18 protein-coding genes and 2 tRNA genes are annotated in these 22,366 nt (G+C 51.4%); 17 read left to right on the top strand and 3 right to left on the bottom strand.

Annotated elements, in window-relative coordinates:
- Positions 1–77: 77 nt before the first annotated feature.
- Both folP and glmM read left to right on the top strand, forming a co-directional pair.
- Positions 78–926 (top strand): dihydropteroate synthase, encoded by an 849-nt coding sequence (folP, locus tag OH663_RS03120; RefSeq protein WP_045448041.1) that lies wholly within the window; start codon positions 78–80, stop codon positions 924–926.
- Positions 919–2,256 carry a phosphoglucosamine mutase gene (gene glmM / locus OH663_RS03115; protein ID WP_048220486.1) on the top strand — a complete coding sequence of 446 codons (1,338 nt, stop codon included), beginning with the start codon at positions 919–921 and terminating at the stop codon, positions 2,254–2,256. The genes folP and glmM overlap by 8 nt, the downstream gene beginning before the upstream one ends.
- A 51-nt stretch (positions 2,257–2,307) precedes the next feature.
- On the opposite strand, the gene dcuC is transcribed toward glmM, so the two are convergent.
- The gene (dcuC, locus tag OH663_RS03110; protein ID WP_200010079.1) at positions 2,308–3,774 is read right to left on the bottom strand and encodes a C4-dicarboxylate transporter DcuC; all 1,467 of its coding nucleotides are present in this window, start codon (positions 3,772–3,774) and stop codon (positions 2,308–2,310) included.
- A gap of 10 nt (positions 3,775–3,784) precedes the next feature.
- On the bottom strand, positions 3,785–4,918 hold the full coding sequence (gene iadA, locus OH663_RS03105) for a beta-aspartyl-peptidase (protein ID WP_200010074.1): 1,134 nt from the start codon (positions 4,916–4,918) through the stop codon (positions 3,785–3,787).
- Positions 4,919–5,069: 151 nt separating this feature from the next.
- On the opposite strand from iadA, the gene OH663_RS03100 reads away from it, so the two are divergent.
- From OH663_RS03100 to OH663_RS03090, 3 genes are all read left to right on the top strand, one after another.
- The gene (locus tag OH663_RS03100; protein ID WP_045448029.1) at positions 5,070–5,963 is read left to right on the top strand and encodes a LysR family transcriptional regulator; all 894 of its coding nucleotides are present in this window, start codon (positions 5,070–5,072) and stop codon (positions 5,961–5,963) included.
- 169 nt (positions 5,964–6,132) lie between these two features.
- Positions 6,133–6,465, top strand: coding sequence for a preprotein translocase subunit SecG (gene secG / locus OH663_RS03095; RefSeq protein WP_003025000.1), 333 nt, complete (start codon positions 6,133–6,135; stop codon positions 6,463–6,465).
- A gap of 9 nt (positions 6,466–6,474) precedes the next feature.
- Positions 6,475–6,561 (top strand) — tRNA-Leu (locus tag OH663_RS03090).
- Positions 6,562–6,744: 183 nt separating this feature from the next.
- Here OH663_RS03090 and argG read toward each other — a convergent pair.
- Positions 6,745–8,088, bottom strand: coding sequence for an argininosuccinate synthase (argG, locus tag OH663_RS03085; protein ID WP_003024998.1), 1,344 nt, complete (start codon positions 8,086–8,088; stop codon positions 6,745–6,747).
- Between the two features lie 345 nt (positions 8,089–8,433).
- Here argG and OH663_RS03080 point away from each other — a divergent pair.
- The 12 genes from OH663_RS03080 (at position 8,434) to mtr (ending at position 22,319) form a co-directional block, all read left to right on the top strand.
- Positions 8,434–8,510, top strand: a tRNA-Met gene (locus OH663_RS03080).
- A gap of 207 nt (positions 8,511–8,717) precedes the next feature.
- Complete coding sequence (rimP, locus tag OH663_RS03075; protein WP_045449801.1) at positions 8,718–9,170, top strand: ribosome maturation factor RimP; 453 nt, start codon at positions 8,718–8,720, stop codon at positions 9,168–9,170.
- A 28-nt stretch (positions 9,171–9,198) separates the two neighbouring features.
- Positions 9,199–10,686 (top strand): transcription termination factor NusA, encoded by a 1,488-nt coding sequence (gene nusA / locus OH663_RS03070; protein WP_045448026.1) that lies wholly within the window; start codon positions 9,199–9,201, stop codon positions 10,684–10,686.
- 24 nt (positions 10,687–10,710) lie between these two features.
- Positions 10,711–13,401 (top strand): translation initiation factor IF-2, encoded by a 2,691-nt coding sequence (gene infB / locus OH663_RS03065; protein ID WP_045448023.1) that lies wholly within the window; start codon positions 10,711–10,713, stop codon positions 13,399–13,401.
- Between the two features lie 151 nt (positions 13,402–13,552).
- Positions 13,553–13,957 (top strand): 30S ribosome-binding factor RbfA, encoded by a 405-nt coding sequence (gene rbfA / locus OH663_RS03060; protein WP_013364561.1) that lies wholly within the window; start codon positions 13,553–13,555, stop codon positions 13,955–13,957.
- Positions 13,957–14,901: a tRNA pseudouridine(55) synthase TruB gene (gene truB, locus OH663_RS03055; protein WP_045448017.1), complete on the top strand. Its 945-nt coding sequence runs from the start codon at positions 13,957–13,959 to the stop codon at positions 14,899–14,901. Before rbfA ends, truB begins: the two co-directional genes overlap by 1 nt.
- A 272-nt stretch (positions 14,902–15,173) precedes the next feature.
- A complete protein-coding gene (gene rpsO, locus OH663_RS03050) occupies positions 15,174–15,443 on the top strand; it encodes a 30S ribosomal protein S15 (protein WP_000059465.1) in 270 nt (89 codons plus the stop codon).
- Between the two features lie 247 nt (positions 15,444–15,690).
- Entirely contained in the window at positions 15,691–17,826 is a 2,136-nt protein-coding gene (gene pnp / locus OH663_RS03045) for a polyribonucleotide nucleotidyltransferase (RefSeq protein WP_045448013.1), read from the top strand.
- A 108-nt stretch (positions 17,827–17,934) separates the two neighbouring features.
- Positions 17,935–18,819 carry a lipoprotein NlpI gene (gene nlpI / locus OH663_RS03040; protein ID WP_040234121.1) on the top strand — a complete coding sequence of 295 codons (885 nt, stop codon included), beginning with the start codon at positions 17,935–17,937 and terminating at the stop codon, positions 18,817–18,819.
- A gap of 105 nt (positions 18,820–18,924) precedes the next feature.
- Positions 18,925–19,005 (top strand): protein YrbN, encoded by an 81-nt coding sequence (gene yrbN / locus OH663_RS03035; RefSeq protein WP_010723222.1) that lies wholly within the window; start codon positions 18,925–18,927, stop codon positions 19,003–19,005.
- Positions 18,998–20,929 (top strand): DEAD/DEAH family ATP-dependent RNA helicase, encoded by a 1,932-nt coding sequence (locus OH663_RS03030; RefSeq protein WP_200010073.1) that lies wholly within the window; start codon positions 18,998–19,000, stop codon positions 20,927–20,929. The genes yrbN and OH663_RS03030 overlap by 8 nt, the downstream gene beginning before the upstream one ends.
- A 145-nt stretch (positions 20,930–21,074) precedes the next feature.
- On the top strand, positions 21,075–22,319 hold the full coding sequence (gene mtr / locus OH663_RS03025) for a tryptophan permease (RefSeq protein WP_045448005.1): 1,245 nt from the start codon (positions 21,075–21,077) through the stop codon (positions 22,317–22,319).
- The last annotated feature ends 47 nt before the right edge of the window (positions 22,320–22,366 follow it).

Genomic DNA, 22,366 nt, shown 5'->3' with positions numbered 1-22,366 from the left:
GTTTTAATTGAAAACCCTGGGGCTTGCTCCGGGGTTTTTCTTATCTGCTTACTCAAGATTTTACCAGGGATAAAACTATGAAACTCTTTGCTCAGGGTTCTTCACTGGATCTCAGTCATCCCCACGTAATGGGAATTTTAAACGTTACGCCAGACTCCTTTTCCGATGGCGGGGCACACAATACGCTGGTTGAAGCAGTGAAACACGCAAATCTGATGATTAACGCAGGGGCGACTATCATTGATGTGGGGGGCGAGTCCACTCGTCCAGGTGCCGCAGACGTGAGCGTGGAAGAAGAGCTGGAGCGTGTGATCCCGGTCGTTGAGGCCATTGCTCAACGTTTTGAAGTGTGGATTTCAGTAGATACTTCGAAACCGGAAGTCATTCGCGAATGTGCCAGAGTTGGCGCACATATCATTAATGACATTCGCTCGCTTTCTGAACCGGGGGCGCTGGAAGCGGCGGCGGAAACCGGATTGCCGGTTTGCCTGATGCATATGCAGGGACAGCCGAAAACTATGCAGGAAGCGCCAAAGTATGAAGATGTCTTTGTTGAGGTAAATCGTTACTTTATTGAGCAAATAGCGCGTTGTGAAAGGGCCGGAATCACAAAAGATAAATTGCTGCTCGACCCTGGATTCGGATTCGGTAAAAATCTTGCTCACAACTACACATTACTGGCACGCCTGGCAGAGTTTCATCATTTTAATCTGCCGCTGCTGGTAGGAATGTCACGAAAATCAATGGTTGGCCAGTTGCTCAATGTGGGTCCATCTGAGCGTCTGAGTGGTAGCCTCGCATGCGCGGTGATTGCCGCAATGCAGGGGGCGCAGATTATTCGTGTCCATGACGTCAAAGAAACCGTAGAAGCGATGCGTGTGGTGGAAGCCACATTGTCTGCAAAGGAAAACAAACGCTATGAGTAATCGTAAATATTTTGGCACTGATGGGATCCGCGGCCGCGTAGGTGATGCTCCAATCACCCCTGACTTCGTGCTCAAACTTGGTTGGGCGGCAGGAAAAGTGCTGGCACGTCATGGTTCTCGCAAAATCATTATCGGTAAAGATACGCGTATTTCCGGCTATATGCTGGAGTCTGCGCTGGAAGCGGGCCTGGCTGCTGCCGGTCTGTCTGCCTCTTTCACCGGACCCATGCCAACGCCTGCCGTCGCTTATCTGACGCGCGCTTTCCGCGCCGAAGCCGGAATTGTTATTTCTGCCTCGCACAACCCATTTTATGATAACGGAATTAAATTCTTCTCCACCGATGGGACCAAACTGCCAGATGCGGTTGAAGAGGCAATTGAAGCCGAGATGGAAAAAGCGATTACCTGTGTGGACTCGGCTGAACTGGGTAAAGCGACCCGTATCGTCGATGCTGCCGGTCGTTATATTGAGTTCTGCAAAGGCACGTTCCCGAATGAACTGAGTCTGAATGAGTTAAAAATCGTGGTGGATTGCGCTAACGGTGCAACGTATCACATTGCCCCAAATGTACTGCGTGAACTCGGTGCTAACGTGATTGCGATTGGCTGTGAGCCGAATGGCGTTAACATCAATGAAGAAGTTGGTGCTACCGATGTCCGTGCGCTGCAGGCTCGCGTGATAGCTGAAAAAGCCGATCTGGGTATTGCGCTGGACGGTGATGGTGATCGCGTGATCATGGTTGACCATGAAGGTAACAAGGTCGATGGCGATCAAATCATGTATATCATTGCCCGTGAGGCTTTGCGCCAGGGGCAATTGCGTGGCGGTGCTGTCGGTACGCTGATGAGTAACATGGGGCTGGAACTGGCACTGAAACAGCTGGGGATCCCGTTTGCCCGTGCAAAAGTGGGTGACCGCTATGTGCTGGAAAAAATGCAGGAAAAAGGCTGGCGCATCGGGGCTGAAAACTCGGGTCACGTGATCCTGCTGGATAAAACTACCACTGGTGACGGTATTGTGGCGGGTCTGCAGGTGCTGGCAGCGATGGTTCGTAACCATATGAGTCTGCACGACCTGTGCAGTGGAATGAAAATGTTCCCGCAGTTGCTGGTTAATGTTCGCTTTACTGCTGGCAGCGGCGATCCGCTGGAAAATGAAAACGTGAAAGCGGTGATGGCAGATGTTGAAGCAGCATTGGGCAGCCGTGGGCGTGTGCTGCTGCGTAAATCAGGCACTGAGCCATTAATACGAGTGATGGTGGAAGGTGAAGATGAAGCGCAGGTAACAGAGTTCGCTCACCGTATTGCGGATGCTGTGAAAGCGGTTTAACGCTTGTAAAGAATCAGCGCCGGAGTCCAGGACAGGACTCCGGCTTTTTTTTTACTGTGCTGAAAGTGCCTGTTTGCGTCGATGTTGCCAGAAGTAGCCCCCGGCCATTATTAGCACAAGACCCGCCAACCACGGCAGAACCGCCAGCAAATGCCCTGAACGTGCAAATGTCAGCACAATCATTAACAACCATCCTCCCAGCATCGGAATTGCGGTACGTTTAACAATATCCACCGGTGATACGCCAGCGATCCCCGCAATGGCAATGATAACGCCGGCAATCGGCGATAACGTTCGACCAATGCCCGCTGATATCTGAATAGGCAGCATCATCACCGCAATGTCGCTCCCAATATGGCGACTGATATCCGGCACCATCGGTGCGAAAGAGAAAAACGCCGCGTTTCCGGAACCCATTAGTGCCGAAATTGCGAAGGTGATCAGTGTCATCAGCAAGATAATCGAAGCGGCACTGAGACCAAATTCACCGGAGAGTGACAGGAGCGCATCGACTGCGCCAATTGCTTTCAGCCCGGCAGAAAAAACTTCACCAGCGATAATCAGCGTGACGACGGTGGCAAAAACGCTGCCCATGCTGTCGAAAACTTTTTGCACGCCTGCCATTACATCACGCGCTTTTCGGTGGCGGCAATACTCGCAAATCAACGTAATGGCCAGGCTTATCAGTACGGCTGTATCCAGGGTGATTTTTAGTGAACTGAACAGCAGGTCGCTACATAACAACATCAATACCAGCGGTAGCATTGGCAGGAACAGCCATGCTATCGGTGCGTTGGTTTCTTCGGTTGATGTTAATGTTTGCATCTGCTGAGTCACATGGTCCCCACTTTCCCGGCGATCGAAAAAACGCTGAACAACGATATGGAGCAGGGCGATGAAGAGAATAACGGGTACGACGATGGGAAGCTGGTCCTGGACAAAATAGTTCACGACCTCGATACCCGCAGTTTTAGCCGCCAGCACAGAGTTGCCTGAACCGGGCCCAAACTCAACCGCGCAAGTACTGGCGATCACGGCTGCTACCGCGGCACGACTACAACCCAGACGAGTCAGTAATGGGTAAAGCGTTGCCATCAGTAGTAATCCCAGGCCCGTGGCGCTGCTGATAAACAGCGACAGGAATTGCCCCAGCAATAATGCAAGCCCAAGCAGCAGATAAGGGGAGTTCAGACGCTGCAAAGGCCGGGAAGTGACACGAACCAGTACCTGGCTTGCACCAATTGCCGACATATAGGTGGCAAAGCCGCCAATCAGCATAATTTGCAGTCCGAGACCGCCGAGGCGAACGCTCAGGGTATCGCGTATAAACTCAAAGGCATCAAAGGGGCCAAACCCGGTGCTTTTTTTCACTAGGCTAGTGAGCGTGGTCAGCCCGCTAAAATGTGCGATGAGCAGCAGCACAATCCCGGTCAACAGTAGCACCGATTGTGGGTGATACTTTTTCAGGATCAGGCGTCCGGCAAAAATAATGGCGACTAGCGCCAGCAATAATGACATTTTCACATCCTCACTCAAAATTGCCGTTAACTAGGCATTCACCATCACGCAGTAACGGCTTGCCAGCGGCAAACAGATGCGCCAGTGAGAGATCGTTATTGAGTACGCAAATATCGGCCCGTTCTCCAGCACAAAGCATGCCGCCGGAAATCCCCAACGATCGTGCGACGTTCGCCGTCATCATCGCGACCGCCTGAGATATTGGAATACCGACATCGATCAGGCGAGGAAGCAAATTGAGGTTACCTGCTACCGGGGCTGCACTTAATCCTTCAACAATTCCTTGAGCGTTAAAGCGTGGCACACTGCCGTTGCCGTCAGAGCTAATGGTAATGCGATCGGCTGGAACCTGAGCTTCCAGTGCGTGGAGAATAGCTTCTTCCTGAGGCATAAATCGACTACCGCCAGACGTCACGTCAATATGGCCACCGCGACGCGCGAAATTGGTAGCCTGTTCGAACAACGCCTCTGTCCTTGCAACATGGGTTGGCGAAATATGGTGGATCGGGATCCCTGCATCACAAAGCTCCACAAGTTGCGACATTCCTTCCGGCAGGTTGCCGAGGTGGACATGCAGTAACCCTTTTTTACCTGCCAGCAGTGAGGCGACCCGGATATCGCTGACTATTCTCAACAACTCCTGGAAAGAGGGATATGAGCCACGGTGATCGGCAAGAGCGATTTTCACACCGAGAATCGCCGGGATAAATGCCATATCATCGCGAATGGATTGCGTAATCGTCGGGCTGGGTACCGCATAGGCTCCGGTATGCATAAACGCACGTAGTCCCTCCAGGTTAAGAGACTGCATTTTTGCGTAGAGATCTTTGGGGGAACGAGAGATAGCATCGGTGCCAAGCACACCGACGACCGTTGTAATACCGGCCAGAATCAGATCGCGCAATTTGACGGTAGGTGTTCGGCTGGCAAACCCTGCTTCACCACCACCGCCGGTAAGATGGACGTGCTGATCGATAATACCTGGGATAACCCACTTACCCCGGCAATCGATGACGTCTTTGACGCCATCAAAGAGTGAAATATCTTTTTCTACTGCCACAATACGATCGGCATGTATGAGCAGGGAGCAGAGGCCTAAATCTTCAGGGGAAAATACACGGGCATTGGTCAGTAAAGTAAACATATCAGTCCTGTCAAACGTCAAGGGGAAGGAGACTCGGCAGGTGAAACAGAATATTGTTGTTATGATGTCCACATTAAAGCCATTACTATAACTGTGACTATTTCCGATTTGTTATCGGTGGATACTGTTATGGCATGACGGAGAGTTTGACGTGGATTGTAAGTGGTTAGAAGATTTTCTGGCTTTAAGTCAGCATGGGAATTACTCCCAGGCCGCTACACAGCGGCATATCACTCAACCAGCACTAAGCCGGCGTATTAAGGCGCTGGAGGAGGTGCTGGGTGTCCCGCTGTTCGATCGCACCACGACTCCCGTTACGTTGACCTCCTATGGCGAGCGTTTTGAACCTTATGCCCGGCATGTTCTGAGTACATTGACGGAAGCGCGCCATGAGCTGTCCGCAATGATGCCAGCAACAGATAACACGCTGGTAATGGTCAGTTTGCATACGTTGTCGGTGAATATCCTGCCTGACATGATCAACTATCTGCGACAAAGCGAACCACAATTAAATTTTACGGTAAATGCCTGCATTCAGGGGATTGATAACCACTTTAATGCTTTGATAAACCGCCAAATTGATCTACTGGTAACCTATGATTTGCCCTCGTCGCAGCCGGGGCTGGAGATTGCCGGAGGGTTAAAACGAGCCTTGTGGCGGTATGAGCGTTTTATCCCGGTAATTTCTGCACAGCTGGCGGACAGTCTTGATGATCCAGGCGTACAGATCCCTTGGCTATGCTACAGCGACTACACCTTTGTCAGGCGTATTATTGACCCGTTAGAACAGTGTGTGCGACCACGGTTGAAAAAGGTGTTTGAGAGTGGTTTAAGCGAAACGATACGAGAAATGGTGCTGCGCCATATGGGGATGGCATGGTTACCGGAATCGATGGTGGCTGAGGAGTTGGTGAATCAGGATATTATCCACTGTTGGCCAGAGAATTCAGAGCTGATAAGTGAAATCCCGGTTGTTGTCTGGGCTAATCTTGAGGATCAGCGGTCAGTTATGCAGAGATGCTGGGATAAGTTGCTGCGTTTTTGATTGATATGGCGATTTTTTCCGCAGTTGATACAATGCAAACAAATTGCCCTTGCGAAGGTTATTCGCTTTGGTTAGTATTCACACCCGCTTCAGTGGGAAACAGTATAACGGTCCCGCTTTATTGGTCGAAGCATTGGTACGCGGCAACTCCGCAAGGAACAGGTTGATTATGCACGAAGCTCTTTTAGTAGTTTTCCTTATTGTGGCAATTGGCCTGGTTGGCTTGATCATGCTGCAGCAAGGTAAAGGCGCTGATATGGGAGCCTCTTTTGGCGCAGGCGCTTCTGGTACACTGTTTGGTTCAAGTGGTTCTGGTAACTTCATGACCCGAATGACAGCTGTATTGGGAACCTTGTTCTTCATCATCAGTCTGGTGCTGGGTAACATGAACAGCAATAAGACCAATAAAGGAAGTGAGTGGGAAAATCTGAGTGCACCGGCGAAAACCGAGCAAACTCAGCCAGCTGCTCCGGCTCAGCCGACCAGCGATATCCCACGCTAAGATTTCAGTGCCGAGGTGGTGGAATTGGTAGACACGCTACCTTGAGGTGGTAGTGCCCAATAGGGCTTACGGGTTCAAGTCCCGTCCTCGGTACCAAATTCCAAAGAAAATGGACGCTAATTAGCGTCCATTTTTGCATTTGAAGTTTGTGTAAATACAGGTTTCCTCTCTAAAGAAGGGCGGTGAAGTCTTTATCCAGCCTGCATGATACTCACTTTAAATTCAGCGCATAAAAAAGCCGCTTGCGCGGCTTTTGTCATTTTTGTAACGCGATTACGATTACTTCGCTTTGTTTTCCAGATTCTCTACCTGTGGCAGGCCAGTTGTGGAAGATGCAGTCAGCAAACCAGACTGGGCGTAGCCGAACAGTTTCTCGCGGGTATCGGTGATGTCCAGGTTACGCATGGTCAGTTGTCCAATACGATCGTCCGGTGAGAACACTGAATCACCTTTTTCCATGGTCAGACGTTCTGGTTTGTAGGTCAGATTGTCGGACACAGTATTGAGAATCGAATAATCGTTACCACGACGCAGCTCCAGCGTCACTTCGCCGGTGATCTGGCTTGCTACCCAACGTTGTAAACCATCACGAAGCATCAGCGCCTGAGAGTCGAACCAGCGGCCCTGATACAGCAGACGGCCAAGCTGGCGACCGTGAGCGTGGTATTGTTCAATGGTATCTTCGTTATGAATACCAGTCAGCAGACGCTCGTAAGCGATATGCAGAAGCGCCATTCCCGGGGCTTCATAGATGCCACGGCTTTTCGCCTCGATAATACGGTTTTCAATTTGATCGCTCATGCCCAAACCGTGACGGCCACCGATGCGGTTGGCTTCCAGCATCATCTCTACGTCATCGCTGAAGGTTTTGCCGTTCAGTGCAACCGGATGCCCCTGCTCAAAACGGACAGTCACTTCTTCAGCCGGGATCTTCACACTTTCATCCCAGAACTTGACGCCCATAATCGGGTTGACGATTTTGACGCTGGAGTTCAGGAATTCCAGATCTTTCGCTTCGTGGGTCGCGCCGAGCATATTCGAGTCAGTGGAATAGGCTTTTTCGACAGACATTTTGTAGTCGAAACCACAGGCGATCATAAATTCGGACATCTCATGGCGACCGCCGAGTTCGTCGATGAAATCGGTATCCAGCCACGGTTTGTAGATCTGCAGTTCCGCGTTGGTCAACAAACCGTAACGATAAAAACGCTCAATGTCGTTTCCTTTATAGGTGCTGCCGTCGCCCCAGATATTCACACCATCTTCTTTCATGGCGGCTACCAGCATAGTACCGGTCACGGCACGGCCCAGTGGAGTGGTGTTGAAGTAGGTCAGTCCACCCGTGGTGTTGTGGAATGCACCACACTGAATTGCGGCGATCCCCTCAGCAACCAACTGCTTACGGCAATCTACCAGGCGAGCATTCTCAGCACCATACTCCATTGCACGGCGAGGAATGGCGTCATAGTCATCCTCATCTGGCTGGCCCAAATTCGCAGTATATGCATATGGGACAGCCCCTTTTTGTCGCATCCACAGCAGTGCTGCACTGGTGTCCAGGCCGCCAGAAAAAGCGATACCAATACGTTGACCTACCGGGAGATGCTTGAGAATCGTCGTCATAAAATAAAACCCTGCTTGATAGACTGGTGAAGAGGTCGGTTTTTTATGTTGATTGCATTTTTATGCAAAATAAGTGAGTTTTCATTTAATCATCTTTTAAGGATGACAGGAAGAGCTTAGTGATAATTTCGTTAAATAACGGCGTAGACGGCGATTTTATTGCTATTGCGTTCTGTTTATTATACATCCGTCAGCATTCATCCATTTGCATAGTTGTATCAAGGTTGACATAACGTATAAAGAATCAATATACTGTGCGCAGATTTTACGTCCCGTCCTCGGTACCAAATCCCAGCAGTATTTGCATTTTTTACCCAAAACGAGTAAAATTTGCCACGTTTCAGGCGCGGGGTGGAGCAGCCTGGTAGCTCGTCGGGCTCATAACCCGAAGGTCGTCGGTTCAAATCCGGCCCCCGCAACCACTTTCCCTTAGAGTTCTTTTTCAAATATACTGTGAAGACTTAAGCCTTCGTAGCTGGATTTGAAAAAAATTCTTTCGGAAGGTTCTCCGAACCGCAGGTGCGGTTATAGGGTTCAGTTATCTAAAGCCCCGATTTATCGGGGTTTTTTGTTATCTGACTACAGAATAACTGGGCTTTAGGCCCTTTTTTTATGTCTTGGGGGTGGGCTTGTCCACATTAGAGCAAAAATTAACAGAGATGATTAAAGCGCCAGTTGAAGCCTTGGGGTACGAGCTGGTCGGCATCGAATTTATTCGCGGTCGCACATCCACACTGCGCATCTATATTGATAGTGAAGATGGCATCAATGTTGATGATTGTGCTGATGTGAGCCACCAGGTAAGTGCTGTGATGGATGTCGAAGATCCGATCACTGTAGCTTATAACCTGGAAGTCTCCTCACCGGGTCTCGACCGTCCTATGTTCACGGCTGAACACTACGTGCGTTTCCTGGGTGAAGAAGTCACGCTGGTTCTTCGTATGGCGGTGCAAAACCGTCGTAAATGGCAGGGCGTTATCAAAGCGGTGGATGGTGAAATGATCACTGTCACAGTCGAAGGTAAAGATGAAGTGTTCGCGCTGAGTAATATCCAGAAGGCGAACCTGGTTCCCCACTTTTAACAGTCTGGATTGAGGTGAAAAGCCCGCGATGAACAAAGAAATTTTGGCTGTTGTTGAAGCCGTATCCAACGAAAAAGCGCTGCCACGCGAGAAAATTTTTGAAGCGCTGGAAAGTGCGCTGGCTACAGCAACAAAGAAAAAATATGAACAAGAGATCGACGTTCGCGTAGAGATCGATCGTAAAAGCGGTGACTTCGATACCTTCCGCCGTTGGGTAATTGTGGAAGAAGTCACTCAGCCAACCAAAGAAATTACGCTGGAAGCTGCACGTTACGAAGACGAAAGTCTGAACGTGGGTGAATATGTTGAAGATCAGATTGAATCTGTAACCTTTGACCGTATCACTACCCAGACCGCGAAACAGGTTATCGTGCAGAAAGTACGTGAAGCTGAACGTGCGATGGTTGTTGATCAATTCCGTGAACACGAAGGCGAAATCGTCACCGGTGTGGTGAAGAAAGTAAACCGCGACAACATCTCTCTGGACCTCGGCAGTAACGCTGAAGCTGTGATCCTGCGTGAAGACATGCTGCCGCGTGAAAACTTCCGCCCGGGAGACCGTATTCGTGGCGTTCTGTATTCTGTTCGCCCGGAGGCGCGCGGTGCGCAACTGTTTGTTACGCGTTCCAAGCCGGAAATGCTGATTGAACTGTTCCGCATTGAAGTGCCAGAAATTGGCGAAGAAGTGATCGAAATTAAAGCGGCAGCTCGCGATCCGGGTTCTCGTGCGAAAATCGCGGTGAAAACCAACGATAAGCGCATTGATCCGGTTGGTGCTTGTGTGGGTATGCGCGGTGCGCGTGTTCAGGCGGTTTCTACCGAACTGGGTGGCGAGCGTATCGATATCGTCCTGTGGGATGATAACCCGGCACAGTTCGTGATCAACGCAATGGCGCCAGCAGACGTCGCTTCTATCGTGGTGGATGAAGATAAACACACCATGGATATCGCGGTTGAAGCCGGTAACCTGGCTCAGGCGATTGGACGTAATGGTCAGAACGTCCGCCTGGCTTCACAACTGAGCGGTTGGGAACTCAACGTCATGACCGTTGATGACCTGCAGGCTAAGCATCAGGCTGAAGCGCATGCAGCCATTGATACCTTCACCAAGTATCTCGATATCGATGAAGATTTCGCGACGGTTCTGGTGGAAGAAGGTTTTGCTACGCTGGAAGAGTTGGCCTATGTGCCAATGAAAGAACTGCTGGAAATTGACGGCCTTGATGAGCAGACCGTTGAAGCGCTGCGCGAGCGTGCTAAAAACGCACTGACCACTCTGGCACTGGCCCAGGAAGAAAGCCTCGGTGATAACAAACCGGCTGACGATCTGCTGAATCTGGAAGGATTAGATCGCGAAATGGCATTCAAACTGGCTGCCCGTGGTGTTTGTACGCTGGAAGATCTCGCTGAACAGGGCATTGATGATCTGGCTGATATCGAAGGGTTGACCGACGAAAAAGCCGGTGAGCTGATTATGGCTGCCCGTAATATTTGCTGGTTCGGCGACGAAGCGTAATAAACTGTAGCAGGAAGGAACAGTATGACAGATGTAACCGTAAAAACGCTGGCTGCAGAGATTCAGACCTCCGTGGATCGCCTGGTTCAGCAATTTGCTGATGCTGGTATCCCGAAGTCTGCTGATGATTCTGTGTCCGCACAAGAGAAACAAACCTTACTGGCGCACCTGAACCGTGAAAATGGATCGGCGCCGGATAAGTTAACATTGCAGCGTAAAACGCGCAGTACTCTCAATATTCCTGGTACCGGTGGAAAAAGTAAATCGGTACAAATCGAAGTCCGCAAGACACGCACCTTTGTGAAACGCGATCCGCAAGAGGCTGAACGCCTTGCCGCGGAAGAGCAGGCGCAGCGTGAAGCGGAAGAGCAAGCCCGTCGTGAGGCAGAAGAAGCTGCCAAACGCGAGGCGCAACAAAAAGCCGAACGTGAGGCCGCAGAACAAGCTAAACGTGAAGCCGCTGATAAAGCGAAACGTGAAGCTGCGGAAAAAGACAAAGTGAGCAATCAACAGACCGACGATATGACTAAAACCGCCCAGGCCGAAAAAGCCCGCCGTGAAAATGAAGCCGCTGAACTGAAGCGTAAAGCGGAAGAAGAAGCGCGCCGTAAGCTTGAAGAAGAAGCGCGTCGTGTGGCTGAAGAAGCCCGTCGTATGGCGGAAGAGAATGCCGGTGTTTGGGCAGAGCAAGAGAAAGTGGAAGAAGATAAGAGTGATTATCACGTCACCACTTCTCAGCATGCTCGCCAGGCAGAAGACGAGAACGATCGTGAAGTAGAAGGCGGCCGTGGCCGTACTCGCAGCACGAAAGCAGCGCGTCCGGCGAAAAAAGGCAACAAACACGCTGAATCTAAAGCTGACCGTGAAGAAGCTCGTGCAGCAGTTCGCGGCGGTAAAGGTGGTAAACAGCGTAAAGGTTCTTCTCTGCAGCAGGGCTTCCAGAAGCCGGCTCAGGCTGTTAACCGTGACGTTGTGATTGGCGAAACCATCACTGTTGGCGATCTGGCGAACAAGATGGCGGTTAAAGGCTCTCAGGTTATCAAAGCGATGATGAAGCTGGGCGCAATGGCCACTATTAACCAGGTTATTGACCAGGAAACCGCGCAGCTGGTTGCCGAAGAGATGGGTCACAAAGTTATCCTGCGTCGTGAAAACGAGCTGGAAGAAGCGGTAATGAGCGACCGTGATACAGGTGCTGCAGCTGAAGCTCGCGCACCGGTAGTGACCATCATGGGCCACGTTGACCACGGTAAAACCTCTCTGCTGGACTACATTCGTTCAACGAAAGTGGCCTCAGGCGAAGCGGGCGGCATTACTCAGCATATCGGTGCGTACCACGTTGAAACTGACAACGGTATGATCACCTTCCTGGATACCCCGGGTCACGCCGCGTTTACTTCTATGCGTGCTCGTGGTGCTCAGGCAACGGATATCGTTGTACTGGTTGTCGCTGCAGACGACGGCGTGATGCCGCAGACCATCGAAGCTATCCAGCACGCGAAAGCGGCGCAGGTGCCGGTTGTGGTAGCGGTCAACAAAATCGATAAGCCAGAAGCGGATCCAGATCGCGTTAAAAATGAACTGTCCCAGTACGGTATCATGCCGGAAGAGTGGGGCGGCGAAAGCCAGTTCGTACACGTATCTGCGAAAGCGGGTACCGGTATCGACGAGCTGCTGGATGCAATCCTGCTGCAGGCCGAAGTTCTGGAACTGAAAGCTGTTCGTAAAGGTATGGCGAGCGGTGCGGTTATCGAATCCTTCCTGGATAAAGGTCGTGGTCCGGTAGCAACGGTTCTGGTTCGTGAAGGTACGCTGAACAAAGGCGATATCGTTCTGTGTGGTTTCGAGTATGGCCGCGTTCGTGCAATGCGTAACGAACTGGGTCAGGAAGTACTGGAAGCAGGTCCATCCATTCCGGTGGAAATTCTGGGTCTGTCCGGTGTTCCGGCTGCCGGTGACGAAGTTACCGTCGTACGTGACGAGAAGAAAGCGCGTGAAGTTGCACTGTATCGTCAGGGCAAATTCCGTGAAGTTAAACTGGCTCGTCAGCAGAAATCTAAACTCGAGAACATGTTCGCTAACATGACCGAAGGCGAAGTTCACGAAGTGAACATCGTACTGAAAGCAGACGTTCAGGGTTCTGTAGAAGCGATCTCCGACTCTTTACTGAAACTGTCTACCGACGAAGTAAAAGTGAAGATCATCGGTTCTGGGGTTGGTGGTATCACCGAAACCGACGCAACTCTGGCTGCTGCATCCAACGCGATTCTGGTTGGCTTCAACGTACGTGCTGATGCCTCTGCACGTAAAGTGATTGAATCTGAAAGTCTGGATCTGCGTTACTACTCCGTCATCTATCACCTGATCGACGAAGTGAAAGCAGCGATGAGCGGTATGCTGTCTCCGGAACTGAAACAGCAGATCATCGGTCTGGCTGAAGTCCGTGATGTGTTCAAATCACCGAAATTCGGCGCTATCGCAGGCTGTATGGTTACCGAAGGTGTGGTTAAACGTCACAACCCAATCCGCGTCCTGCGCGACAACGTGGTTATCTATGAAGGCGAGTTGGAATCCCTGCGTCGCTTCAAAGATGATGTCAACGAAGTCCGTAACGGTATGGAATGTGGTATCGGCGTTAAGAACTACAACGACGTACGTACCGGCGATATGATCGAAGTATTCGAAATCATCGAAATCAAACGTACCATCGCATAATCTTCGTCGTCTTTTGGGTTGTTGATGTGTTGGACAGCCCAATCCATGGAAGCTTATTTGCGGTAGGCCGGGTAAGCGAAGCGCCACCCGGCAATGAAATTTAAAAAGGGGCTAATGGCCCCTTTTTTGTCTTTATTCTGGAGAATTTATTATGGCGAAAGAATTTGGTCGCCCGCAACGCGTGGCCCAGGAGATGCAAAAAGAGATCGCAATCATCCTGCAGCGCGAAATTAAAGATCCGCGTCTGGGTATGATGACAACTGTTTCAGGTGTCGAAATGTCCCGTGACCTGGCGTATGCCAAAGTATTTGTCACCTTCCTGAACGACAAAGATGAAGCGGCTGTTAAAGCCGGAATCAAAGCGTTGCAAGAAGCCTCCGGTTTTATCCGCTCGCTGCTGGGTAAAGCCATGCGTCTGCGTATCGTGCCTGAGCTGACTTTCTTTTACGACAACTCACTGGTCGAAGGGATGCGCATGTCTAACCTGGTGACCAGCGTGGTGAAACATGACGATGAACGTCGTGTGAATCCTGCGGACGACAGCAAGGAGGACTGATGAGTCGTCCTCGTCGTCGTGGTCGCGACATTCATGGTGTTCTATTGCTGGATAAGCCACAGGGCATGTCCAGCAATGACGTACTGCAAAAAGTAAAACGCATCTACAATGCCAACCGTGCCGGTCACACTGGTGCGCTGGATCCGCTGGCTACAGGCATGTTGCCTATCTGCCTCGGGGAAGCGACAAAGTTTTCGCAGTACCTGCTGGATTCTGACAAACGCTATCGTGTGGTTGCCCGTTTGGGACAGCGCACAGACACTTCCGATGCTGATGGGCAAATCGTGCAGGAGCGTCCGGTGACGTTTACCCCGGAACAGCTTGCGAATGCGCTGGACACTTTTCGCGGCGATATCGAACAAATACCTTCGATGTATTCGGCGCTGAAGTATCAGGGTAAAAAACTGTACGAATATGCACGTCAAGGCATTGAAGTACCGCGTGAAGCACGTCCGATTACTGTTTATGAGCTGCTATTTATTCGTCATGAAGGTAACGATCTGGAGCTGGAAGTGCATTGCTCCAAAGGAACTTACATTCGAACTATTATTGACGATCTGGGCGAAAAACTGGGATGCGGCGCGCATGTTACGTATCTGCGCCGTCTGACGGTCAGCAAATATCCGGTAGATCGTATGGTCACGCTGGAGCATTTACGCAGTCTGGTTGAACAAGCCGAACAGCAGAACATTCCGCCAGCGCAGTTGCTTGATCCGCTGCTGATGCCAATGGACAGCCCGGCGTCTGACTATCCTGTTGTTAATCTTCCTTTAACGTCATCGGTTTACTTTAAAAATGGTAATCCTGTGCGTACGACGGGCGTGCCTCTGGAAGGACTGGTTCGCGTGACGGAAGGTGACGAAGGCAAATTTATCGGCATGGGGGAGATAGACGATGAAGGTCGTGTCGCCCCCCGTCGACTGGTGGTTGAGTATCCTGCGTAGCGCTCTCTGTCTTGCGATAAAAGGGCGCTGCGAGTAGAATACTGCCGCTTAACGTCGCGCAAATTATTTAACAGTTTGCGCGGCGTGTACACAAATCATTCGAGCTGCATCAAGGCGGCAAGTCTGAGAATCCTCAGGGGCTTACTTAAGTAAGTGACTGAGGTGAGCGGACGCAGCCAACGCAGAGTCAGTTTGAAGGATGAAGTGTATACACTGGGATCGCTGAATTAGAGATCGGCGTCCTTTCATTCTTAACACTTTGGAGTTTTAAAATGTCTCTAAGTACTGAAGCTACAGCTAAAATCGTTTCTGAGTTTGGTCGTGATGCAAACGACACCGGTTCTACCGATGTTCAGGTTGCTCTGTTGACTGCACAGATTAACCACCTGCAGGGCCACTTTGCAGAGCACAAAAAAGATCACCACAGCCGTCGTGGTCTGCTGCGCATGGTTTCTCAGCGTCGTAAACTGCTCGACTACCTGAAACGTAAAGATGTTGCACGCTACACCGCGCTGATCGAGCGTCTGGGCCTGCGTCGCTAATTCTTTCGAGTTTCAGAAAGAGGGGGCCTTCATGGCCCCTTTTTTCCAGCAGATGGCAGCAATTCGCTGGAAACTAATGTATTGTTGCTAAGTATGATCTTCCGTTGCAGAGGTTCGCGCGGCTAATGAGAGGCTTTACCCAATAAGCGTGGGTTAGGGTTGTCATTAGTCGCGAGGATGCGCAGAAGATCGGGTATTAACGATGGCGCATTTGTGTCGTCAAAAAAAATAGAGAAAGGATATTATTTTGCTTAATCCGATCGTTCGTAAATTCCAGTACGGTCAACACACCGTAACGCTGGAAACCGGCATGATGGCGCGTCAGGCGACTGCCGCCGTTATGGTTAGCATGGATGACACTGCGGTATTCGTTACCGTTGTTGGTCAGAAAAAAGCGAAACCAGGCCAGGATTTCTTCCCGCTGACTGTTAACTATCAGGAGCGTACTTACGCTGCTGGTCGTATCCCAGGTAGCTTCTTCCGTCGTGAAGGTCGTCCGAGCGAAGGTGAAACCCTGATCGCGCGTCTGATTGACCGCCCGGTTCGCCCGCTGTTCCCGGAAGGCTTCGTAAACGAAGTACAGGTTATCGCGACTGTTGTTTCCGTTAACCCGCAGGTTAACCCGGATATCGTGGCAATGATCGGTGCATCCGCTGCGCTGTCTCTGTCCGGCATTCCGTTCAACGGCCCGATTGGCGCAGCACGCGTTGGTTACATCAATGACCAGTACGTACTGAACCCGACCCAGGACGAACTGAAAGAAAGTAAACTGGACCTGGTTGTAGCGGGTACTGAAGCTGCCGTACTGATGGTTGAATCCGAAGCTGAACTGCTGAGCGAAGACCAGATGCTGGGCGCTGTAGTGTTCGGTCACGAGCAGCAGCAGGTTGTTATTCAGGCGATCAATGAGCTGGTAAAAGAAGCTGGCAAACCGCGTTGGGACTGGCAGCCAGAAGCCGTCAACGAAGCGCTGAATGCGCGCGTTGCAGCGCTGGCAGAATCTCGTCTGAGCGATGCTTACCGCATCACCGACAAACAAGAGCGTTATGCTCAGGTTGACGTGATCAAATCTGAAACCATCGCTACGCTGGTTGCAGAAGACGAAACCCTGGACGCTAACGAACTGGGTGAAATTCTGCACGCTATCGAGAAAAACGTTGTTCGTAGCCGCGTACTGGCAGGTGAGCCGCGTATCGACGGTCGTGAAAAAGATATGATCCGTGGTCTGGACGTGCGTACTGGCGTTCTGCCGCGTACTCACGGTTCCGCACTGTTCACCCGTGGTGAAACTCAGGCGTTGGTTACTGCGACCCTCGGAACCACGCGTGATGCGCAGAACCTTGATGAACTGATGGGCGAGCGTACTGACAACTTCCTGTTCCATTACAACTTCCCTCCGTACTGCGTAGGCGAAACTGGCATGGTCGGTTCTCCGAAACGTCGTGAAATTGGTCACGGTCGTCTGGCGAAACGCGGCGTGCTGGCAGTAATGCCGGACCTGGACAAATTCCCGTACACCGTACGTGTTGTGTCTGAAATCACTGAATCTAACGGTTCTTCTTCCATGGCTTCCGTGTGTGGTGCTTCCCTGGCGCTGATGGATGCAGGTGTGCCAATCAAAGCCGCTGTTGCGGGTATCGCGATGGGTCTGGTGAAAGAAGGCGACAACTTTGTTGTTCTGTCTGACATCCTGGGTGACGAAGACCATTTGGGCGATATGGACTTCAAAGTGGCGGGTTCCCGCGACGGTATCTCTGCACTGCAGATGGATATCAAAATTGAAGGTATCACCAAAGAGATCATGCAGGTTGCTCTGAACCAGGCTAAAGGTGCGCGTCTGCACATCCTGGGAGTGATGGAACAGGCGATCAACGCGCCGCGCGGCGACATTTCTCAGTTCGCTCCGCGTATCCATACTATCAAGATCAGCCCGGACAAGATCAAAGACGTTATCGGTAAAGGCGGTTCTGTTATCCGTGCTCTGACCGAAGAGACCGGCACCACCATCGAAATTGAAGATGATGGTACTGTGAAGATCGCGGCGACCGACGGTGAAAAAGCAAAATATGCTATCCGTCGTATCGAAGAGATCACCGCAGAAATCGAAGTAGGCCGTATCTACAACGGTAAAGTGACCCGTATCGTTGACTTTGGCGCATTCGTTGCCATCGGTGGCGGTAAAGAAGGTCTGGTACACATCTCTCAGATCGCCGACAAGCGCGTAGAGAAAGTGACCGATTACCTGCAGATGGGCCAGGAAGTACCGGTTAAAGTTCTGGAAGTTGATCGCCAGGGCCGCGTACGTCTGAGCATTAAAGAAGCAACTGAGCAATCTCAACCCGCAGCTGCACCGGAAGCACCGGTGAGCCAGCAGGGCGAGTAAGGTTGCCATTGCCCTCCGTGTGAGCGGAGGGCCTTTAACCCGGCAGGACGCCTTGTTAGCAACCGGGGAACTGGACGTTCATTCAATCGTTGTCTTCGGGAGTGGGAAATGAAGCCTTTTTTGCGCTGGTGTTTCGTTGCGACAGCACTCACGCTGGCTGGATGCAGTAATTCCACCTGGCGTAAGAGTGAAGTCCTCGCAGTACCACTGCAACCGACTTTACAGCAGGAAGTGATTCTGGCACGTATGGAACAAATTCTTGCCAGTCGGGCTTTAACCGATGACGAACGCGCACAGCTTTTATATGAGCGCGGAGTGTTGTATGATAGTCTCGGTCTGAGGGCACTGGCGCGAAATGATTTTTCACAAGCGCTGGCAATCCGACCAGATATGCCTGAAGTATTCAATTACTTAGGTATATATTTAACGCAGGCAGGCAATTTTGATGCTGCCTATGAAGCGTTTGATTCTGTACTTGAGCTTGATCCAACTTACAACTACGCGCACTTAAATCGCGGTATCGCATTGTATTACGGCGGTCGTGATAAGTTAGCGCAAGATGATCTGCTGGCGTTTTATCAAGACGATCCCAATGATCCTTTCCGCAGTCTGTGGCTTTATCTCGCTGAGCAGAAGCTCGATGAGAAGCAGGCTAAAGAAGCGTTAAAGCAGCGCTTCGAGAAATCGGATAAAGAACAATGGGGATGGAACATTGTCGAGTTCTACCTGGGCAACATTAGCGAAGCAACGCTGATGGAACGCCTGAAGGCGGACGCAACGGATAACACCTCGCTCGCTGAGCATCTCAGTGAAACCAACTTCTATTTAGGTAAGTACTACCTAAGTCTGGGGGATTTGGACAACGCTACGGCATTGTTCAAACTGGCGGTGGCTAACAACGTTCATAACTTTGTTGAGCACCGATACGCATTGTTGGAATTATCGCTCCTGGGCCAGGACCAAGATGACCTGGCAGAATCGGACCAGCAATAGCTGACGTACACATCAGCCCGTAATCTTTTTGATTGCCATCACCTTCGCGGGTGAGGGCGTTGTTGTTCGTTAATACACCTACTTTGAGCCGGTTCACACTTTTCAATGAAAATTGCAGATCAATTTCATGATGAGTTATGTAGACTGGCCGCCATTAATTTTGAGGCACACGTACTACATGGCTGAATTCGAAACCACTTTTGCAGATCTGGGCCTGAAGGCTCCTATCCTTGAAGCCCTTACCGATCTGGGTTACGAAAAACCATCTCCAATCCAGGCAGAGTGCATTCCGCATCTGCTGGGCGGTCGCGATGTTCTGGGTATGGCCCAGACCGGTAGCGGCAAAACTGCAGCGTTCTCTTTACCGCTGCTCAACAATCTTGATCCTGAGCTGAAGGCACCTCAGATTCTGGTGCTGGCACCGACCCGCGAACTGGCGGTTCAGGTTGCAGAAGCCATGACGGATTTCTCTAAACATATGCGCGGCGTGAATGTGGTTGCCCTGTACGGCGGCCAGCGTTATGACGTGCAATTACGTGCCCTGCGTCAGGGCCCGCAGATCGTTGTCGGTACGCCGGGACGTCTGCTGGATCACCTGAAGCGCGGTACTCTGGATCTCTCCAAACTGAGCGGTCTGGTGCTGGACGAAGCTGATGAAATGCTGCGTATGGGCTTCATCGAAGACGTTGAAACGATTATGGCGCAGATCCCGGAAGGTCATCAGACCGCTCTGTTCTCTGCAACTATGCCGGAAGCGATTCGTCGTATTACCCGCCGCTTTATGAAAGAGCCGCAGGAAGTTCGTATTCAGTCCAGCGTAACCACGCGTCCTGACATCAGCCAGAGCTACTGGACTGTGTGGGGCATGCGTAAAAATGAAGCTCTGGTACGTTTCCTGGAAGCAGAAGACTTTGATGCGGCGATTATCTTCGTACGTACCAAAAATGCGACCCTGGAAGTCGCTGAAGCACTGGAGCGTAGCGGCTATAGCAGCGCTGCACTGAATGGCGACATGAACCAGTCTCTGCGTGAGCAGACTCTGGAGCGTCTGAAAGATGGCCGTCTGGATATTCTGATTGCGACCGACGTTGCTGCTCGTGGCCTGGACGTTGAGCGTATCAGCCTGGTTGTTAACTACGACATCCCGATGGACTCTGAGTCTTACGTTCACCGTATTGGTCGTACTGGTCGTGCGGGTCGTGCGGGTCGTGCGCTGCTGTTCGTTGAGAACCGCGAGCGTCGTCTGCTGCGTAACATCGAACGCACCATGAAGCTGACCATTCCGGAAGTAGAACTGCCGAACGCAGACCTGCTGGGCAAACGCCGTCTGGAAAAATTCGCCGCGAAAGTACAGCAACAGCTGGAAAGCAGCGATCTGGATCAGTACCGTGCTCTGCTGGCAAAAATGCAGCCGGAAGAAGAACTGGATATCGAAACTCTGGCCGCAGCACTGCTGAAAATGGCTCAGGGTGAACGTCCGCTGATCCTGCCGCCAGATGCTCCGATGCGTCCGAAACGCGAATTCCGCGACCGCGATGATCGTGGTCCGCGTGACCGCAACGATCGTGGCCCGCGTGGCGACCGTCCAGAACGTGGTGGTGAAGATCGTCCACGTCGTGAACGTCGTGACGTTGGTGATATGCAGTTGTACCGCATTGAAGTGGGCCGTGACGACGGTGTTGAAGTTCGTCATATCGTTGGCGCGATTGCTAACGAAGGCGATATCAGCAGCCGTTATATTGGTAACATCAAGCTGTTTGCTTCCCACTCCACCATCGAACTGCCGAAAGGCATGCCGGGCGACGTGCTGCAGCACTTTACCCGTACCCGTATCCTGAACAAACCGATGAACATGCAACTGGTTGGCGATGCAGTACCGCACACCGGTGGTGAGCGTCGTGGCGGTGGTCGCTTCAGCGGCGAACGTCGTGAAGGCGGTCGTGGTGAAGGTCGTAGTTTCAGCGGTGAGCGTCGTGAAGGCGGCCGTGGCGATGGTCGTCGTTTCAGCGGTGAGCGTCGTGAAGGTAACCGTGGTCCGCGCCGCGATGATTCTTCTACGCCTCGCCGTGATGACTCTGCTGGCCGTCGTCGTTTCGGTGGTGACGCATAAGCCTTACGGTTTAAAAGCGTAAAGTAAAATATACAGCCCCGATCTAAACAATCGGGGCTTTTTTTATTTCATTTGTACTCGTGTACTGGTACAGTGCGACACATTAAAATGTAGTCACAATATAATTGACTGGAGAGATGGCTGAATGGCAACACTAACCACCACCCAAACGTCACCTTCGCTGCTCGGCGGCGTAGTGATTATCGGCGGCACCATTATTGGCGCAGGAATGTTTTCTCTGCCAGTGGTCATGTCCGGGGCGTGGTTCTTCTGGTCTATGGCGGCGCTCATCTTTACCTGGTTTTGTATGCTGCATTCCGGGCTGATGATCCTGGAGGCCAATCTGAATTATCGTATTGGATCCAGTTTTGACACCATTACTAAAGACCTGTTGGGCAAGGGCTGGAACGTTGTTAATGGTATCTCGATTGCTTTTGTACTCTATATTCTGACCTATGCATACATTTCTGCGAGCGGTTCGATCCTGCATCACACCTTCTCGGAGATGTCGCTGAATGTTCCGGCACGTGCGGCAGGATTTGGTTTTGCTCTGCTGGTAGCGTTTGTGGTGTGGTTGAGTACTAAAGCGGTCAGTCGCATGACCGCCATTGTACTGGGTGCGAAGGTAATAACGTTCTTCCTGACCTTCGGCAGTTTGTTAGGGCATGTGACACCGACTACGCTGTTTAACGTGGCGGAAAGCAATGCTTCATATACGCCGTATTTGCTGATGACGCTGCCGTTTTGCCTCGCCTCATTTGGCTACCACGGCAACGTACCGAGTCTGATGAAGTACTACGGCAAAGACCCGCGCACCATTGTTAAATGCCTCGTTTACGGCACGCTGCTGGCGCTGGTGCTGTACACCGTATGGTTGCTGGGGACGATGGGCAATATTCCGCGTCCTGAATTTGTTGGTATTGCACAGCAGGGCGGTAACATTGATGTGCTGGTGCAGGCGCTGAGTGGTGTGTTGAACAGCCGTAGTCTGGATCTGCTGCTGGTGGTGTTCTCTAACTTTGCGGTAGCGAGTTCGTTTCTTGGAGTGACGCTGGGGCTGTTTGACTATCTGGCGGATCTGTTTGGTTTTGACGATTCTGCAATGGGCCGCTTTAAAACGGCATTACTGACTTTTGTTCCGCCGATTGTGGGTGGCCTGCTGTGGCCGAACGGTTTCCTGTATGCAATTGGTTATGCAGGATTAGCAGCAACGATTTGGGCGGCAATTGTCCCGGCATTACTGGCGCGTAAATCCCGTCAACGCTTCGGTAGCCCGAAATTCCGTGTATGGGGGGGCAAGCCGATGATTGCTCTGATCCTGGTCTTCGGCGTCGGCAACGCGGTTATCCACATCCTGTCGAGCGTGAATCTATTGCCTGTGTACCAGTAACCTTTTAGTGCCGGATGGCGCTACGCTTATCCGGCCTACACGCTCTC

The sequence above is a fragment of the Citrobacter sp. Marseille-Q5395 genome, from assembly GCF_947057495.1.
GTDB classification, from domain to species: Bacteria; Pseudomonadota; Gammaproteobacteria; order Enterobacterales; family Enterobacteriaceae; genus Citrobacter; species Citrobacter murliniae.
This window is presented reverse-complemented; position numbering and strand designations above follow the sequence as displayed.

Bases quoted from the DNA above. Each gene is read 5' to 3' on its own strand.
- infB (WP_045448023.1), top strand. From the start codon at position 10,711: ATGACAGATGTAACCGTAAAAACGCTGGCTGCAGAGATTCAGACCTCC.
- secG (WP_003025000.1), top strand. From the start codon at position 6,133: ATGCACGAAGCTCTTTTAGTAGTTTTCCTTATTGTGGCAATTGGCCTG.
- nusA (WP_045448026.1), top strand. From the start codon at position 9,199: ATGAACAAAGAAATTTTGGCTGTTGTTGAAGCCGTATCCAACGAAAAA.
- yrbN (WP_010723222.1), top strand. From the start codon at position 18,925: ATGAAAATTGCAGATCAATTTCATGATGAGTTATGTAGACTGGCCGCC.
- truB (WP_045448017.1), top strand. From the start codon at position 13,957: ATGAGTCGTCCTCGTCGTCGTGGTCGCGACATTCATGGTGTTCTATTG.
- dcuC (WP_200010079.1), bottom strand. From the start codon at position 3,774: ATGTCATTATTGCTGGCGCTAGTCGCCATTATTTTTGCCGGACGCCTG.
- folP (WP_045448041.1), top strand. From the start codon at position 78: ATGAAACTCTTTGCTCAGGGTTCTTCACTGGATCTCAGTCATCCCCAC.
- nlpI (WP_040234121.1), top strand. From the start codon at position 17,935: ATGAAGCCTTTTTTGCGCTGGTGTTTCGTTGCGACAGCACTCACGCTG.
- iadA (WP_200010074.1), bottom strand. From the start codon at position 4,918: ATGTTTACTTTACTGACCAATGCCCGTGTATTTTCCCCTGAAGATTTA.
- argG (WP_003024998.1), bottom strand. From the start codon at position 8,088: ATGACGACGATTCTCAAGCATCTCCCGGTAGGTCAACGTATTGGTATC.
- glmM (WP_048220486.1), top strand. From the start codon at position 919: ATGAGTAATCGTAAATATTTTGGCACTGATGGGATCCGCGGCCGCGTA.
- mtr (WP_045448005.1), top strand. From the start codon at position 21,075: ATGGCAACACTAACCACCACCCAAACGTCACCTTCGCTGCTCGGCGGC.
- OH663_RS03030 (WP_200010073.1), top strand. From the start codon at position 18,998: ATGGCTGAATTCGAAACCACTTTTGCAGATCTGGGCCTGAAGGCTCCT.
- rbfA (WP_013364561.1), top strand. From the start codon at position 13,553: ATGGCGAAAGAATTTGGTCGCCCGCAACGCGTGGCCCAGGAGATGCAA.
- rpsO (WP_000059465.1), top strand. From the start codon at position 15,174: ATGTCTCTAAGTACTGAAGCTACAGCTAAAATCGTTTCTGAGTTTGGT.